The organism is Nocardia sp. NPDC050630 (genome assembly GCF_044457245.1).
Taxonomy (GTDB): domain Bacteria; phylum Actinomycetota; class Actinomycetes; order Mycobacteriales; family Mycobacteriaceae; genus Nocardia.
This window is the reverse complement of record NZ_JBITGN010000001.1, coordinates 272,964-287,737: the sequence shown is the minus strand read 5'-3', so window position 1 is coordinate 287,737 and position 14,774 is coordinate 272,964. Positions and strand designations below refer to the sequence as shown.

The 14,774-nt window shown below is 65.8% G+C and carries 14 protein-coding genes; 3 read left to right on the top strand and 11 right to left on the bottom strand.

Annotation, left to right across the window (positions count from 1 at the left end; all coding sequences use genetic code 11):
- Positions 1 to 29: 29 nt before the first annotated feature.
- Complete coding sequence (locus ACIBG0_RS01115) at positions 30 to 1,085, bottom strand: enoyl-CoA hydratase/isomerase family protein (RefSeq protein WP_397028098.1); 1,056 nt, start codon at positions 1,083 to 1,085, stop codon at positions 30 to 32.
- A gap of 235 nt (positions 1,086 to 1,320) precedes the next feature.
- On the opposite strand from ACIBG0_RS01115, the gene ACIBG0_RS01110 reads away from it, so the two are divergent.
- Positions 1,321 to 2,097, top strand: a complete 777-nt coding sequence (locus ACIBG0_RS01110) for an enoyl-CoA hydratase (protein WP_397028097.1) — start codon at positions 1,321 to 1,323, stop codon at positions 2,095 to 2,097.
- Positions 2,098 to 2,352: 255 nt separating this feature from the next.
- A complete protein-coding gene (locus tag ACIBG0_RS01105) occupies positions 2,353 to 2,610 on the top strand; it encodes a hypothetical protein (protein WP_397028095.1) in 258 nt (85 codons plus the stop codon).
- Here ACIBG0_RS01105 and ACIBG0_RS01100 read toward each other — a convergent pair.
- The 10 genes from ACIBG0_RS01100 to ACIBG0_RS01055 form a co-directional block, all read right to left on the bottom strand.
- Entirely contained in the window at positions 2,601 to 4,145 is a 1,545-nt protein-coding gene (locus ACIBG0_RS01100; RefSeq protein WP_397028093.1) for a carboxylesterase/lipase family protein, read from the bottom strand. The genes ACIBG0_RS01105 and ACIBG0_RS01100 overlap by 10 nt on opposite strands.
- A 106-nt stretch (positions 4,146 to 4,251) precedes the next feature.
- Entirely contained in the window at positions 4,252 to 5,307 is a 1,056-nt protein-coding gene (locus ACIBG0_RS01095) for a zinc-binding dehydrogenase (protein ID WP_397030147.1), read from the bottom strand.
- 374 nt (positions 5,308 to 5,681) lie between these two features.
- On the bottom strand, positions 5,682 to 6,401 hold the full coding sequence (locus ACIBG0_RS01090) for a hypothetical protein (RefSeq protein WP_397028092.1): 720 nt from the start codon (positions 6,399 to 6,401) through the stop codon (positions 5,682 to 5,684).
- 26 nt (positions 6,402 to 6,427) lie between these two features.
- Positions 6,428 to 6,934, bottom strand: a complete 507-nt coding sequence (locus ACIBG0_RS01085; protein ID WP_397028090.1) for a hypothetical protein — start codon at positions 6,932 to 6,934, stop codon at positions 6,428 to 6,430.
- Between the two features lie 336 nt (positions 6,935 to 7,270).
- Positions 7,271 to 7,930 carry a PaaI family thioesterase gene (locus tag ACIBG0_RS01080; RefSeq protein WP_397028089.1) on the bottom strand — a complete coding sequence of 220 codons (660 nt, stop codon included), beginning with the start codon at positions 7,928 to 7,930 and terminating at the stop codon, positions 7,271 to 7,273.
- 52 nt (positions 7,931 to 7,982) lie between these two features.
- A complete protein-coding gene (locus ACIBG0_RS01075; protein ID WP_397028087.1) occupies positions 7,983 to 8,348 on the bottom strand; it encodes a hypothetical protein in 366 nt (121 codons plus the stop codon).
- The gene (locus ACIBG0_RS01070; RefSeq protein WP_397028085.1) at positions 8,345 to 9,100 is read right to left on the bottom strand and encodes an ABC transporter ATP-binding protein; all 756 of its coding nucleotides are present in this window, start codon (positions 9,098 to 9,100) and stop codon (positions 8,345 to 8,347) included. Before ACIBG0_RS01070 ends, ACIBG0_RS01075 begins: the two co-directional genes overlap by 4 nt.
- On the bottom strand, positions 9,097 to 9,810 hold the full coding sequence (locus ACIBG0_RS01065; protein ID WP_397028083.1) for an ABC transporter ATP-binding protein: 714 nt from the start codon (positions 9,808 to 9,810) through the stop codon (positions 9,097 to 9,099). The genes ACIBG0_RS01070 and ACIBG0_RS01065 overlap by 4 nt, the downstream gene beginning before the upstream one ends.
- Positions 9,788 to 11,908, bottom strand: a complete 2,121-nt coding sequence (locus ACIBG0_RS01060) for an ABC transporter permease (RefSeq protein ID WP_397028081.1) — start codon at positions 11,906 to 11,908, stop codon at positions 9,788 to 9,790. The genes ACIBG0_RS01065 and ACIBG0_RS01060 overlap by 23 nt, the downstream gene beginning before the upstream one ends.
- A gap of 15 nt (positions 11,909 to 11,923) precedes the next feature.
- Positions 11,924 to 13,300, bottom strand: a complete 1,377-nt coding sequence (locus ACIBG0_RS01055) for an ABC transporter substrate-binding protein (RefSeq protein ID WP_397028079.1) — start codon at positions 13,298 to 13,300, stop codon at positions 11,924 to 11,926.
- Positions 13,301 to 13,576: 276 nt separating this feature from the next.
- Between ACIBG0_RS01055 and ACIBG0_RS01050 the strand changes: the two genes are divergently transcribed.
- Positions 13,577 to 14,761: an amidohydrolase family protein gene (locus ACIBG0_RS01050; protein ID WP_397030145.1), complete on the top strand. Its 1,185-nt coding sequence runs from the start codon at positions 13,577 to 13,579 to the stop codon at positions 14,759 to 14,761.
- Positions 14,762 to 14,774 lie beyond the last annotated feature (13 nt).

Genomic DNA, 14,774 nt, shown 5'->3' with positions numbered 1-14,774 from the left:
GCCGCCGTAGCCGAGGTACTCGTTTGCGATCACCTCCTCATCTGTTCGACGGCATCGACCATGCCCCACTCCAGCGCGGCGGCCGCCGCCAAGCGCTGTTCGGTCAGCATCAACCAGGCGGCGCGCCAGCGACCGATCCGCCGCGGCACGCTGACGGTACCGCCCGCTCCCGGCACCAGGCCCATTCGCACTTCCGGGAATGCGAAGTAAGTATCGGGGGCGGCGATCACCGTGCCCGCGAAGGCGGCGACCTCCGCGCCCGCACCGATGCAGGCACCGTGGGCCCGCACCGTGACCCGATCCCGGATGCGGTCGATGATCCGCCATGGCGCCCGGTCCAGCCGGACCATATACGCGGCCACCAGATCCGTCGCGGTACCGAACTCGTCCAGATCACCGCCGCTGCTGAAAACCGGTCCCGCCCCGTTGATTTCGACCGCGGTGAGCGTGGGATCGAGGTCGGCCAGCCGCACCGCCTCCAGCAGATCCTCACGCAGCCGCATGCTGAGTGCATTGCGGCGCTGCGGGTGATCGAGCGTGATCGTCAGGCGATCTTCGCCACGGTATGTCCGGACCAATGGATGCGATGGCGGTTCGATCGTGCGCGGCGCACCACGCTCGACCAGCCAGCGCTCGAATTCGGTACCGCCGAGGAGCATCGAGTACACCGCCGCCTCCGCCGCCAGCGCGGGAACGGTCGGCAACCTCACCGTCTGGCGCAGCAGCTGCCCACAGGCAACGGCCGCGCGCGGCGAACGTCGCACCGCCGCGCGGAGCAGATCGAGCGCGGCATCGACATCGTCCACCACAACGGCCTGTGGCAGCGAACTCGCGGTGGTGTCCGTCGCGATGGTGAGCGTCGCCGCATCCAGCAGTGGTGCAAGGCCCGGTGTCACAGGCCCGCGCAGCACCCCGATCACGAGCGGTAGCGCCTGATTCATCCGTTCGGCGGTCCGGGCGATTCGGTCCGGTGTTTCCGTGCCGAATACGTCCAACGGCACCACGGCCATGGGCGCGGCCGGAGTTCCGTCCGCGGTGAGTTCCACCGCGAACTCGTCGAACAGATCGATCCCCGGATGCGGCATAGCTAAAACCTACAGCGTGTCTCCCAACCCATGAGGGCTGGTGAATACCGTCCTTTTCAGGGGCGCGAGGACCAGTTTCGCCCCCACACGAATGTGTGAGTCAGCGCCGACCCCTCAGCGGACGGCGGCAAAAATGCGTCGAGACTCCATTGGCGGAGTGCCGGAACCGACCGGAAAGAGTATACCTAATCTGGTTAGATGAGCTCAGATCCGATCCCGACCCGGAAGGCCGACAATGCCCGACCAGCCCGATGTCCTCGTGGAACGAACCGACGCGATCGTGCGGCTGACCTTCAACCGCCCCGAACGGCTCAACGCCCTCAACACCGACATGATGAATGAAGCCGCGGCGGTCATCGAGAAACTCGGCGACGATTCGACTGTTCGGGTATTCGTGCTGACCGGCAACGGGCGGGCCTTCAGTTCGGGAGCGGATCTTTCCAACTCGGCCAGCAACGGTCCACAGGTCGCGACCCTCGATGCGGCGAACCGATTGATCCGCGCCCTGCGCGCCGCACCACAACCCGTGCTCGCCGCGATCAACGGCCCTGCCGTCGGCGTCGGCTGCTCACTGGCGTTGGCCGCGGATATCACCGTCGCCCGCGAATCCGCCTATCTCCTGCTCGCGTTCGCCAATATCGGCCTGATGCCCGATGGCGGCGCTACCGCTCTGGTCCCGAGTCTGATCGGATATGCCCTCGCCGCCCGCATGGCCATGCTGGCCGAGCGCATTCCCGCACCGGTCGCGGCCGAATGGGGCCTGATCGGCCATTTCGTGCCCGATGACGATTACGATGCCGAAATCGCAAGGCTGACAACCAAGCTCGCCGATGGGCCGACGGCGGCATATACCCGCACCAAGCGCGCGTTCAATGCGATGGCCCTCGCCCAACTGGAGCAGGCACTCGATCTGGAGCGCGAAGGTCAGTCCGCTCTCTTCGAGACCGCTGATGTCGCCGAGGGAATCGCGGCGTTCAAAGCCAAACGCGCGCCGGGCTTCATCGGCCGCTGATCACCCGAGCGGACGATGCGATCACCATCCAGCCTTTCATCGCGGTGCAGTACTGGTCCGGTCAGCCGATCACCATGAACGGAACGAGGGAAGCGACGACCGCCGACCCGATGCCGACCGGCGACCGCCCGGCGCTGGACTGGTCGGTGCCACCGCCCGAGGGATAAACGGCCGAGGATCTCGATCGCCTGCCCGATTGCCGCTCGCCCACTTCGCCGGCGACACCACCGGTCCACACTGACAGCGCGTCTGCCCATGGCCTTCTCGGTCGCGCTCGCCATGGGTGTGGTCACCAATGTCATCCAGCGCTACCTCGATCCGCAGAGCCCGTTCTCGGCGCAGATCGTGCCCAGCATCCCGTTCATGTTCATGCTGGTCTTCCTGCTGTACTGCGCGGTGCGTGCTCGGCCGGAAGTGAGCGGGGCAGGCCATCGAACGCCCACCATCAACCCGTTCAGGCGAACTCCGAGATCGCCCTCGCCAGCGGTCCTCGTCGCCGTCGGCTACCCCTGACCACGAAGAGGCAGCGCGGAGAAGACGTGGTCGCGCCACAGACTTCGGGAGGTTTCCTCCGGATAGGAAACGACCGAAGGGTTCACATCGAGGATGTGGGTCAGACGCTGCTCGGGATCGTAAGCGGCCCACCCAGGTTCGCCTGTCCTGGCGAACCCACTCCAGCGCGCACGGATATAGGCCGACAGTTCCCGCGCTTCGGCCGACGGTTCGGGACCGAGCAGCAGCGGGCCGAGCTGGGCACCGAAGGCGGCGAACAACAGCGGTCCGTCGAGGCCGTGGCAGGCGCGCAGGACGCCGCCGTTTCCGGGGGCGGGCCAAGTCAGTTCGTACATATAGGCTCGGCCACCGCCTGCGGCCTGGGCGTCGGCCAAGTGCAGCGCGGGCATCCGGAACAGCCAGTCGGTCTGAACCAGTTCGAACAGTTCTTCCGGTCCGGCGCAGGGGAATGCGGTACGGTACGCGTCCGCGCCGTCGGATCCCGGGCCGAACACCTGCAGCGCATCCGCTGCCTGCGTGTCATCGATCGTGCCGAGTTGGCCGCCGAGGGCGAGGAACAGCCGGAATTCGTCCCGGTTGTGCCCGATCACCACCGTGATGTCGCGGGCGGAGCCGCCGGCAAGCGCTTGCCACGGCGCCTTCGGCAGTACGTCGCCGTCGACCACGGGCGAGAACGCGGTAATAGTGTGGGCCACCGCGCCCCATCGCTCGTACTGCCGCATCGATGCGCCGACCTCGGCTCCCGCCCCGGTCAACTGCCGTGGATCCACACCCGACAGGTCTGCCACCGTCGGTCGCAGGCCGATGTGCGCGGCGATGGCCCTCGCGATATCGGTGCCGAGCTCATCGGAGAAAAAAGTGCCCGGCATGCTCTGCAGGATCGCTTGCCGAAACAGTCCGGCCGCGCTCGGCATGGCGAGCAGCGCCGCGATGGACCCTGCCCCAGCGGATTCCCCGCATACGGTGACCTGATCGGGATCCCCGCCGAACGCGGTGATGTTCTCCCGCACCCACTCGAGGGCGGCGACTTGGTCGAGCAGACCGCGGTTGGCTGGTGCGCCGTCGATGCGCGCGAAGCCCTCGATACCGACCCGGTAGTTCAGCGTGACGACAACGAGGTCGCCGTCCCGCGCGATGTGTTGCGCGTCGTAGCCGGGACTGCCGGAGAAACCGAGCTTGTATGCGCCGCCGTAGATCCACACCAGCACCGGCCGACGTGCCGCCGGATCGGGGTCGGGTGTCCAGACGTTCACCGTGAGCCAGTCGTCGCCCTCCGGCAGCGCGACAGTGCCGGACCGGTTGCCGAACGAGGTCTCCTGCGGCGGCGGTGGGCCGAATTCGAAGGCGTCCCGCACACCGTCCCACTTCGCGACCGGCTGCGGGGCCGCGAAGCGCGCGGTACCGATCGGTGGTTGCGCGAAAGGGATCCCACGGAAGACGACCACGTCGTGCTCCCGTCGACCACGGACCGAACCCGCGGCGGTGCGCACTGTGGGCTCGGCGTGTTCGGACGGTCGCGCCGCAACTTCGGTCATTCACAGTCCTTGTCAGGAAGGAGAATAGTTCTCGACTCAGAGAATGCTATTTCGCAGGCCGATGGCACACCAGCGTCGTTCCCGTCCAACGGGAGCACTCTGCGGCTCATTCGTAGGTGACGACCACTTTTTCCGCCGCGCCCGGGGTGAGGGCCAATTCGAAGGCCTTTCGCACGTCGGAGAAGGGCACCTGGTGACTGATGAGCCGGGCGAAGCGGTCGGCGTGCTCGGCGATTTCGGGAGTCACTTCGAAGATCTCGGAGGGATAGCCCTGAGAGCCGATGATGGTCATCTCGTTGCGCAGGATGGCACCCAGGTCGATCGGTTCGGGCCGCTTGTGCACGGCGACGGTAACCAGCTTGGCACCCCACTTGCCGTTGGCGAGTGCGGTATTGACGACAGCGGCGACGCCCGCCGCATCGATGTAGATGTCGGTGTCGGGGCGCGGTGCGCCGAGGGCATTGCGACCGTGACCGTGCAGTTCACCGAGACGGGCCGCGACATCCTCGGTGGCGGAGTTGATGACCGCGTCGGCCCCGACCGCGAGGGCGGTGTCGAGCCGCGAGGCGATCACGTCGGCGACGACGACGTGCTCGACACCGCGCAGCTTCAGCCAGATCACCGCACCCAACCCGATCGGGCCCGCACCGAAGACGATCGCCTTATCACCGGGCTCGGCCTCGGAGCGGTTCACCGCATGCCGCGATACGGCCATCGGCTCATTGAGCGCGGCCACGGCGAAGGGCACGGAATCCGGCACGATGGCGACGCTGGAACCGACCTCGGCATTCTCGATGAGCAGATATTCGCTCATACCGCCCAGCGGTCCGCCGCAACCGATGATGCCCGACGGGGCGGCCTGCGGATTGACCACGACGTGATCACCCACTCGCAGTCCGGTGACGTCCCCGCCGACCTCGACGATCTCGCCTGCGGGTTCGTGGCCGAGCACCACCGGCCGCATCTTGTCCGGCGTCAGAGCCTCGGCCTTGACCTGCGGCCCGAGCACCTTAGGCATACCACCCATGTGCACGAAAGTCGCGTCGGTGCCGCAGATTCCGCACGCCCGAATCCGCACCAGCACATCCGCGGGGCCCGGCGTCGGGAGCTGCTGCTCGACCACCGTGACCGCACCCGGTGTGCTGGTCTGAACCGACTTCATCGTTGCCATGCTGGCTGTCCTCTCTGGATATCGGCTCGGTGCGAGGCCGACGGATTCGTTGAGATCAACAATGCCGTCGCCGCAGGAGGGAGCCCAGGGAGTGAGGTCCCGAAATAATGGTGTACCTGGGTACACCACCACCCCGTAACTCATGTCGATCGCTGGGTGAGCACTTTTCCGATTCAGTCGTCGGTCTCGATGACAGACCGGCACCGACCTACCGACCCGACCCGCGAGCCGCCGCACCGACGAGTTCGCGGAGGCGGGAACGCGACACCCCTGGTCTCGAAGAACCAACGGGCGGTCGCGGCACCGGCGGGGTGATCACCGGAGCACAGCCGGTGATCGCCCCGCTGGGGCAACTGCATGAGCGATTACGAATGGGCCGGAGCCGCGGGAGCATCGGTGGCGTGCTGAGCCTGCAGCTGGTTGTACTTCTGTGTTCCGGCAGCGAGACCGACCGGGATGGCCAGGGCGAGACCGCCGACCGTAGCTCCGAAGCCGCCCACCGCGACCGCACCGATCAGGCAGGTCGCCGCGAGCGCGGGGACCGTCAGCGTGCCCGCCGACATGAGCGTCATCAAGGTGCCGCCCGTCGCCATTCCGAACGGACAGCCCACCACCGCGCCGATCACCGAACCCACCGCGGAACCCACCGCGAAGGCCGCACCCATGTGCGGATTCGCAGCCTCGACAGCCTGGTTGAAGTTCGACATGGGGTCACCCGCCACCGGCGCCGCGGCCGAGGTGACCGGAAGCGCCGCAGGTGCGGTGCTCGAGTCGGGGACAGCCGGTGCCGCAGTGGCGTCGTCCTGAATGGGAGCTCCGGCGACCGTCCGGCCCGTGGCATCACGGACATCGAATTGACCCTGTTGCATGACTACAGTGCCGAACGGCGTACTGAGCACCGACTTTCCGGTGGCGAGGTCGTCGCTGAAATGCACGCCGGGTGCTACATCCGTGGTGACGGATTGATTCTGCTCGGCATCGACGGCAACCGCGGTATCCGCGTCGGCGCGCGCGGTACCGGCGGCGATCGCGACCGCTGCCGCGGTCAAGGTGGTGACGGCCACGCCACGAGTCTTGAGGTTCATTGTCATATCTCCTGGGTCGGGTGTAGCTACTGGGCCGAATCGGGATTCGGGACCTCTTGCGCGATCAGCCCTTTGGAACGCAGCGAGTTGTATTGCTGGCCAAGGGCATTGCTCATCGCGGGTGAGCCGGTGACGATGCTGCCGACGGTCCCGCCCAGGAAGCCGAGGGTGCTCGCACCGATGATGCAGCCGCCGACGATCCCTACCGGTGTCAATACGGCCGTCGGGAGCGTGAGGGCCCCGCCGGTCACCGCACCCAATGGGCACCCGACCAGCACGCCGATCGTCGTCCCGACCACCCGGCCGGCCGTGGAATCGTTGGCGAAGGCGCCAGTGATCGAGGTGAACGCATTCAGGTACTCCTGCCCGGGATCTGTGGGCGCCGCACCGGACTGCTGCTGGGAACTATCGACTACCGCGGCGGTGGACGGGGTAGTGGCCTGGTCCGGTTCGGCGGTAGCGGTTCCGGCGCAAATCGTGCTGGCCACGATCGCGACGGCCGCCCATCCGGCCGCCTTGGGTATCTGATGCATGTTGCTGCCTCACTGATATTCGAGCGGGAAAAAAGAGAGAATCACGATCTCACAAAAAGAGAATGCCAAGGCGACCAAGGAATAGAAAGGCGTCATGCCCGCATGCAAGATCGGCATGGCTATGCGCCACTGGGCACGGACGGGCTGGTACACGTCGGCTGAGGCGGTTCACGACTTCTGCCCCTCAGCGGTTCTGCCGGTGAACGTCCACCGCGGCGAGGTTACTCATCTGCGGGATAACTTCCTTCTGCACTGCGCGAATCTCTCTCTCCATTCGGAGAATGTCATTCTTACAACGGATGCGGGCAGCCAGAGGGGTTTTGCGAATATTGGCGACTACTGCTGTCCGGGCAGCAAGGTGAGGAATAGCGCGCGCGCGTCGGCGCACAACCGGTCGCCGTCGTGCAGGGTCGCGACCAAGAAGATCTTGCGCCCCTCCTGCCGCTCGACCCTGGCACGAATGGTCAGCTCCGTGTCGAGCGGGGTAATGGATCGGTAGTCGACGGTCAGTGACGCGGTGCGGATCGCCGCCCCCGAATAGGCGACCCCACTCATGCCGAGCACGGTATCGAAGGCTAGCCCGATATAACCGCCGTGCACCGCCGAATTGCCGCCGAGATGGAAACGGCGGAAGGTAATTCGAGCCGACACACCGTCGCGGTCGGAGCGATCGACGACGAACGGCGGCAGGGTGATGTTGCCGTTCGCGGGCAGGTCGGGTCGAACCCAACCGGGCACCGACCACTCGTCGACCAGGACCGTGTCCAACAGGCCGTTGAGTTCCTTCAGCGCGGTGATGGTCTCCAACGCCACGTCATCGGAGGGGCAGGCCAGTCGAACACGGTCCATCAGTCCCCGAACCTGTTCGATGAACTCGCCGTAGTGCGGACCGCCACGGGAAATATCGGGCGTGCGATCCACCGACCGAGACCGCGCCGGCCGAAACCCACCTTCGTGGTGCTCCTCGGTGGGCAACGGCTCCGGGGTCTCGTTCATGAGAATTACATTATCGTCCGGTGCCCCGGCACTACCGACCGCAGCCGCCGTACTACGGTGCGGCGGCGCCGTCGTTGGTTATCGCCGTTCCGTTCAACCGGTCACCCAGCTGCGCGAGATCGTAGGACTGTCTGGCCAGCCAGAAGCGCAAGAATCCGGTCAGCGAATAGCGCAGGAACAGCGCCGATCCCACCACGCTCGCGGCCACGCCGCCGATTGCGAGGGTTATCGCATCACGTTGTGCCAGAGGATCTTTGGTGCCGTGCGACATGAAGTAGGCCACCAGAGCCAGCACCAGGCCGAGCACCATGAGGGTCACCCCGGTGCGCAACCACAACACCGCCCGCCCGGCCGCCGGATCGGGAATCTTGGCCGCACTGAGTTCGCGGACGAAGCGGTCCGCACGTGTTTCGGTCATTCGGAACTTCCTAAGTAGAGGGCCGCCAATTCGTCGCGGATACCGCTGTCGGGGTGGCCATGTTTCTCGATGCGACCGCGCACGAGCACGGCCGCGTAGTCGGCGAAATCCAGCACCGCCGCGGCGAACTGCTCGACGACCAGGACTGCCACGCCCTGACGGGCGATTTCGGCGACCTGCTCGTAAAGCTGGCCGACCACCAACGGCGCCAAGCCCATCGACAGCTCGTCGAGCATGAGTACCGCCGGATCGGTGGCCAGGCCGCGGGCCAGGGCGAGCATCTGCTGTTCGCCGCCGGACATGGTGCCCGCCGTCTGATCGGCCCGCTTCCCCAGAATCGGGAATCGGGTGAAGGCGATCTCCTGGATCTCCTCCCGTGAGCGGCCCGTGAAGGTCATCATCAGCAGGTTGTCGCGCACCGACAGATTGGGAAAGACACCGCGTCCCTCCGGGATCAGGCAGACCCCGGCCCTGGCCAGGTCGCGCGGGTGGGCACCGGTCATATCCCGGCCACCCAACCGCAGTTGACCGGACGCGACCGGATGGACACCTGCTGCGACCTGCAGTGTGGTGGTCTTGCCCGCGCCGTTCGGCCCGAGCAGGGCGACCACCTGGCCCGCGACAACGCTCAGATCAATGCCGTGCAGCACCGTGATCGCGCCATAGGCTGCGCGCACCTCGCGCAGTTCCAATAGCGGGGCGGCGGTTGGATGCGTTGTCGCCGTGATTGTTTCGATGCTGTCCACCGTCATGCCGCTCCCAGATAGGCCGCGAGCACGGTTTCGTCGCGCCGGATCACCTCGGGTGGTCCGGAGGCGATGACCTTGCCGAGGTCGAGCACATAGACCTCGTCACAGACATTCATGACCAACCCCATATCGTGTTCGACCAGCAGCACCGCCGTGCCGTCGGCGGCCAGCGAACGCAGTAGCGCCGCGAATCGTTCAGTCTCGGCGTGGTCCTGACCGGCGGCGGGTTCATCGAGCAGGATGAGCGCGGGTCGTGCGGCCATCGCCCGGCCCACTTCGATCAGTCGGCCAGTGCCCGTCGGTAGCGCGTCGGCACTGCTGTCGGCGACTTCGCGCAGATCCAACCGCTCGATGATCTCGTCGACGACCCGCGCGCCGTGCCGCCGCTGCGGTCCGAGTTCCGCGGCGACCAGCAGATTGTCACGAACGCTCAACCGGCCGAACAGTTCCAGACGCTGGAAGGTGCGAGCCATCCCGAGCCGGGCACGGCGTGCCGAGCCGAGCCGGGTGACATCGCGTCCATTGATCAGTACGCGCCCCGATGCCGGTTTGCGCAGACCGCAGATCACATCGAATAACGTGCTCTTACCGGCGCCGTTCGGACCGATCAAACCCGTGACACGACCGGCTTCGGCCACCAACCCAGCGCCGTCCAGCGCGCGGTGGCCGCCGAAGATGACGCTCACATCGTCAACTCGCAGCAGCGGTGGCACGACTCAACACCTCCTCGTCCTGGTTACGCCATGGCCGCCGAATCCCCCACCATTCGAGCGGCACTTCGGGTTCGGTGGGCACGCGCTGCTGCCGCGCGATCCAGACGCGGGCGCCGATGACCACGAGCACCAGGCCGAAGAACAAATGCCAGCCGGTGATCACATCAGCAAGTCGCAGCACCCACAACAGCACCGAGGCGACCAGCAGCACCGGCAGCACCACGCGATCGCGGAACATCGGCAGCCATTCCTGCCGCATGGTGGCAATCGCACCCTGACCGAGCATGCCGCCCGCGAAGGCGATACCGCCCAGTGATGGCAGCACCTGCGACAGGTTCAGCAGCGAGGGCCACAGCACCGGAATCACCAGTAGCGGACCGGCATACGCGACGCCGGTGAAGAAGCCGCTGCCGACCGCACCGAGACCGGCGATCACTACGATCAGGAAGATCGGCAACCCGGACACCAGGTTGAAGTGATCGGATGTGACCGCACGCAACTGCATGCCGTAAAGCGCACCGCCGAGTCCGGCGATCGCCGCCGAAAGTGCGAACACCAGCACCTTCGCCATCAGCAGATTGCCGCCGAGGGTCGCGTAGGCGGCCTCACTGTCGCGCATCGCGATCAACCGCCGCCCGAACCGGCTGCGTCGCAACATCGCTATCGCGAAGCCCGCCGCCGCGAGGCATACCGCCGCGAATACGGTCACCTGGGCGGTGCTGTCGAGATGCAGGCCGAACAGTCGTGGCCCGGCCAGATTCAGCGAGCCCTGTTCGAAGAAGGTGATCTTCACGCCGAATACATGCACGGTCGGCAGGGTGAAGACCCACCGGTCCAGGACGACGGAGAAGGCCACCGTCGCCAGGGCCAGGTAGACCCCGGACAGCCGCAGCGCGGGCAATGCGATCACCGCACCAACCGCCCCAGCGACCGCCATTGCCAGCAGCAATGCCCACCACTGTCCGTCCGCGCCGTACTGGGCATAGATGACCGCGCCGATCCCGGCGATGCTGAGCTGGCACAGCGAGATCTGCCCGGCGTATCCGGCCAGCGGCACGAACGATAACCCGATCACGCCGAAGGCGAAGATCTGCCCGTAGGTGATCAGATCGGCCTCACCCAACACGGTGGCCAGCAGAATGCCCAGCGCCACGACCACCGCCGCGAAGGCGGCCGATCCCGAAACAGTCGGCAGCGGAATCGGACTGAGCCGCCGATCCCGGCCGCGCAGCCGTCCGTGCGGGAACAGCAGCAGCGCGATGAACAACAGCAGCGCGGGCGCGGCCAGCCGCAGACCCGGCAGATATTCGTTCTGCGGCAGATAGCCGGTGAGGTAGCTCTCCAGACAGCCGACCACGATCGCACCGAGGAATGTCATCGGCAGGCTGCGCAACCGGCCGAAGATCGCCGCGGTGTAGGCGCTGACGATCAGCAGCGAGAGCTGGGGCGCATCGAGCGCGACGGTCGGCGCCACCAGGATGCCGCCGATCGCCGCCAACTCGATACCCAGAATCCACGCCACTCGGTTCGCCCGCCGCGGGTCGGCGCCGGTCAAACCGACGAGTGCGCGATCGTCGACCGTGGCCCTCATCTCCGCCCCGGTCCTGGTGCGGTACAACAGGATCCGCAGTCCGACGGCCACCGCGATCGCGACCACCATCGTCAATGCCTGATGCCAGGTGACGGTGATAACGCCGAAGTGCAACGGCCGCTGTTCGGCGAAGAACTTCGGCAGGGTGCGGGCCGTGTTGGGGTCCCACACCCATTGGGCGAGCAGGATCAGACCACTCAGTAGGGCAATGGTCATCACCAACTTCTCCGCATCACCGAGGCCCTGGGTAGGGGCCAACGCCCACGCGAAGACCAAGCCGAATAGCGGCGCGAATACCAGCAGTACCGCGGCGATCGCCAACGGCGCCGGCACGCCCCAGCCGATATGCAACTGCCAGTACACGAACGCCGACACCATGCCCGCCGCACCGTGCGCGAAATTGAATACGCCGGTGGTGGTGTAGGTGAGCACCAGGCCGCTGCTGATGATCGCGTAGATCGCCGCGGTGCTCAGCCCGACGATGCCGAAGGCGAGGAATTGCTCCATTGCCGAACGACTCCGCTACTTGAAGTCGTTCATGCTGAGGCCGACATCGGCGAGGGTCAGGCCCTTGCCGTAGTCGTTCTTGTACACGTAGGCGTTCATATCGCAGCGGTACGGGCCATTATCGGGCTTGAATTCCGCGGGCTGCTGCCAGCCCTGCGGTGTTGCCTGCACGATGTTGTAGCACTTCGGCAGTGCTCCGCCGGTCGGCCGCACATCCGCTGGTGCCTGCAGACCGCCCGCGGTCCACGCCGTCTCCTTGGTTGCGGCGTCGTACACGCACTTGCGGGTCAACTGGTCACCGCAGCCCGCCGCCGATTTGGCGAAAAGCAGCCACGCGGAGAACGCGCGCAGCACCGGGTAGGTGACATCCTTACCGGGGGCGTACTTGGCGAACAGGTCCTTCACCAGCTTGACGGTCGGTACCGTCGCGCCCGCCTCGACCGGCGCGATGCCGGCCAGATCGGCGAAATTATTCTGTCCCGCAAGGGATTTGCCGCCCAGCTCCAGGAACTGTGAGTTGTAGGCGTTGCTGTTGGCGTCAATCCAGTCCAGCTTGTAGTCCATCCCGGTCAGCACATCCTCGAGCTTGGCCAGGCTGCGGAAATCGCCGAGGAAGAGCAGTCCTTTGACGCCCTTGCTCTTGATCGACTGCGCGTACGGTGTCCAGTCCGCGACGCCGGTGGCCGGATAGAGCTCGTTGTAGACGACTGACGCGTTCATCGCGGTCATCGATTCCTGGAATTTGGGCACCATCACCTTGGTCGACGGCGAATCGCCGGTGATGATGCCGACCGCACCGGCGGAGGCCGGATAGGTGGTGATCAGCCACTGGTGGTAGCCGGTGTAGGGGTTGTACGGGCGGGATGCCGACGCACCGGACCCGGAAGCCTGCAGGTCGGACCCGGTGTTCTTGACGTCGACTACCTGCGCCGGGAAGTCCGGCAGCAGGCACTTCAACCGATCCTCGGTGCCGAGCGAATCCAGCGCGGCGCCGCCACCGACCAGCGCGAAGTCTTCGCGGCAGGCCTCGATCATGCGCTGACGGACCTCTCTGAGCTTCGCATCGCGCACGGTGGCCACCAGCTTGCGCCCGCCGATACCGCCGGCCGCATTGCACCAGGAGGTGAAAACGTTTGCCGCATCGACGAATTCGGTGTTCTTGGTGAACCCGACGTCACTGAAGACACCGACCTCGAGCTCGCCCGCGGTCACGCCCTGCGCGGGCGAACTCGATGGCTTGCCGCCCTGGCAGACATTCTTCAGATCACCGAAGTCGCCCGACGCAGTCGAGCTGGTGGTGTTGGCGCCCTCGACTTCCTCACCACCACGACTACAGCCGGCCGCCAGCAGCGCGGCTGCCAGCAGAGCAACGAGTATTCGCTGCGATTTCACGTTTCCTCCTCTATGGACGCCGCCGCATCGATCCGAGATCGATCGAGCCGAGTCCGTGTTCTACATCGAGCGGCGCCCTACCGGATCTGGCGCTCTCGCCACTGGGAAAGCAGCCTTCCATATGAGGAGAATTAAGGTCACTGTTTCGGGAAATGTGGTCTACGACGACCTTCCGCAGTCGCACCACCGAGCCGATCCGAGGTGGCCGTCAGCACCAACGATTGCCACCGACCACGAATGAGAATAAGATTCTCCCAAATAGCGAAGGAGGATTTCATGTCGGCACAAACTCCGCTGCCGTATCCGCTGTTCGACGCGGACAACCACCTGTACGAGACCAAAGAAGCACTGACCCGCTATCTGCCGAAGCGGTACGACGGCATCATCCAGTACGTCGAGGTCAACGGCCGGACCAAGATCGCGGTGCGGGGCCAGATCAGCCAGTACATCCCCAATCCCACCTTCGAGGTGGTCGCGCGCCCGGGCGCGATGGAGGACTACTTCAAGAACGGCAACCCGGAGGGCAAGAGCCGCCGCGAGATCTTCGGCAAGCCGATGAAGGCCATCGACGCCTTCCGCGAACCCGGACCGCGCCTGGCGCTGATGGACGAGCTGAAGGTCGACCGGAGCCTGATGTTCCCCACGCTGGCCAGCCTGGTGGAGGAGCGCCTGCGCGATGATCCGGAAGCCATCCACGCCATCGTGCACGCACTGAACCAGTGGATGCACGAGACCTGGTCGTTCAACTACAAGGACCGAATCTTCGCGGTTCCGGTGATCACCCTGCCGATCGTCGAGGAGGCCATCAAGGAACTGGAGTGGGTGGTCGAGCACGGCGCCAAGGCCATTCTGATCCGCCCCGCCCCGGTGCCGGGCTTCCGCGGTCCGCGCTCGTTCGCGCTGCCGGAATTCGATCCGTTCTGGAAGCGGGTGCTCGAACTGGGTGTCGCGGTGACCATGCACACCTCCGACAGCGGCTACGCCCGCTACACCAAGGAATGGGACGGCGCCGACGCCGAGATGCTGCCCTTCGTCACCAATGCCTTCAGCATGGTCAACGAATGGCGTCCCGTGGAGGACGCCGTGACCTCGTTGCTGACTCACGGTGCGCTGCTGCGGCACCCGGATCTGAAGGTCGCCATCATCGAAAGCGGCGCTGCCTGGCTGGGCCCGCTGATGAACAAACTGTCCGAAACCTTCAAGAAGGCACCCGAAGGCTTCGGCATGCAGAACCCGATCGAGACCATCAAGAACCAGATCTTCGTCAGCCCCTTCTACGAGGAGGGCGTATCCGACCTGATCGATCTCATCGGCGTTGATCGGGTGCTGTTCGGGTCCGACTACCCCCACCCCGAAGGCCTCGCCCAGCCCACCCATTTCGCCGATATGCTCACCCATCTGCCGGTCGAGGATCAGGCCAAGATCATGGGCGGCAACCTGGCGGGTCTGCTCGGCGTATGAGGCTGCTGGGCAT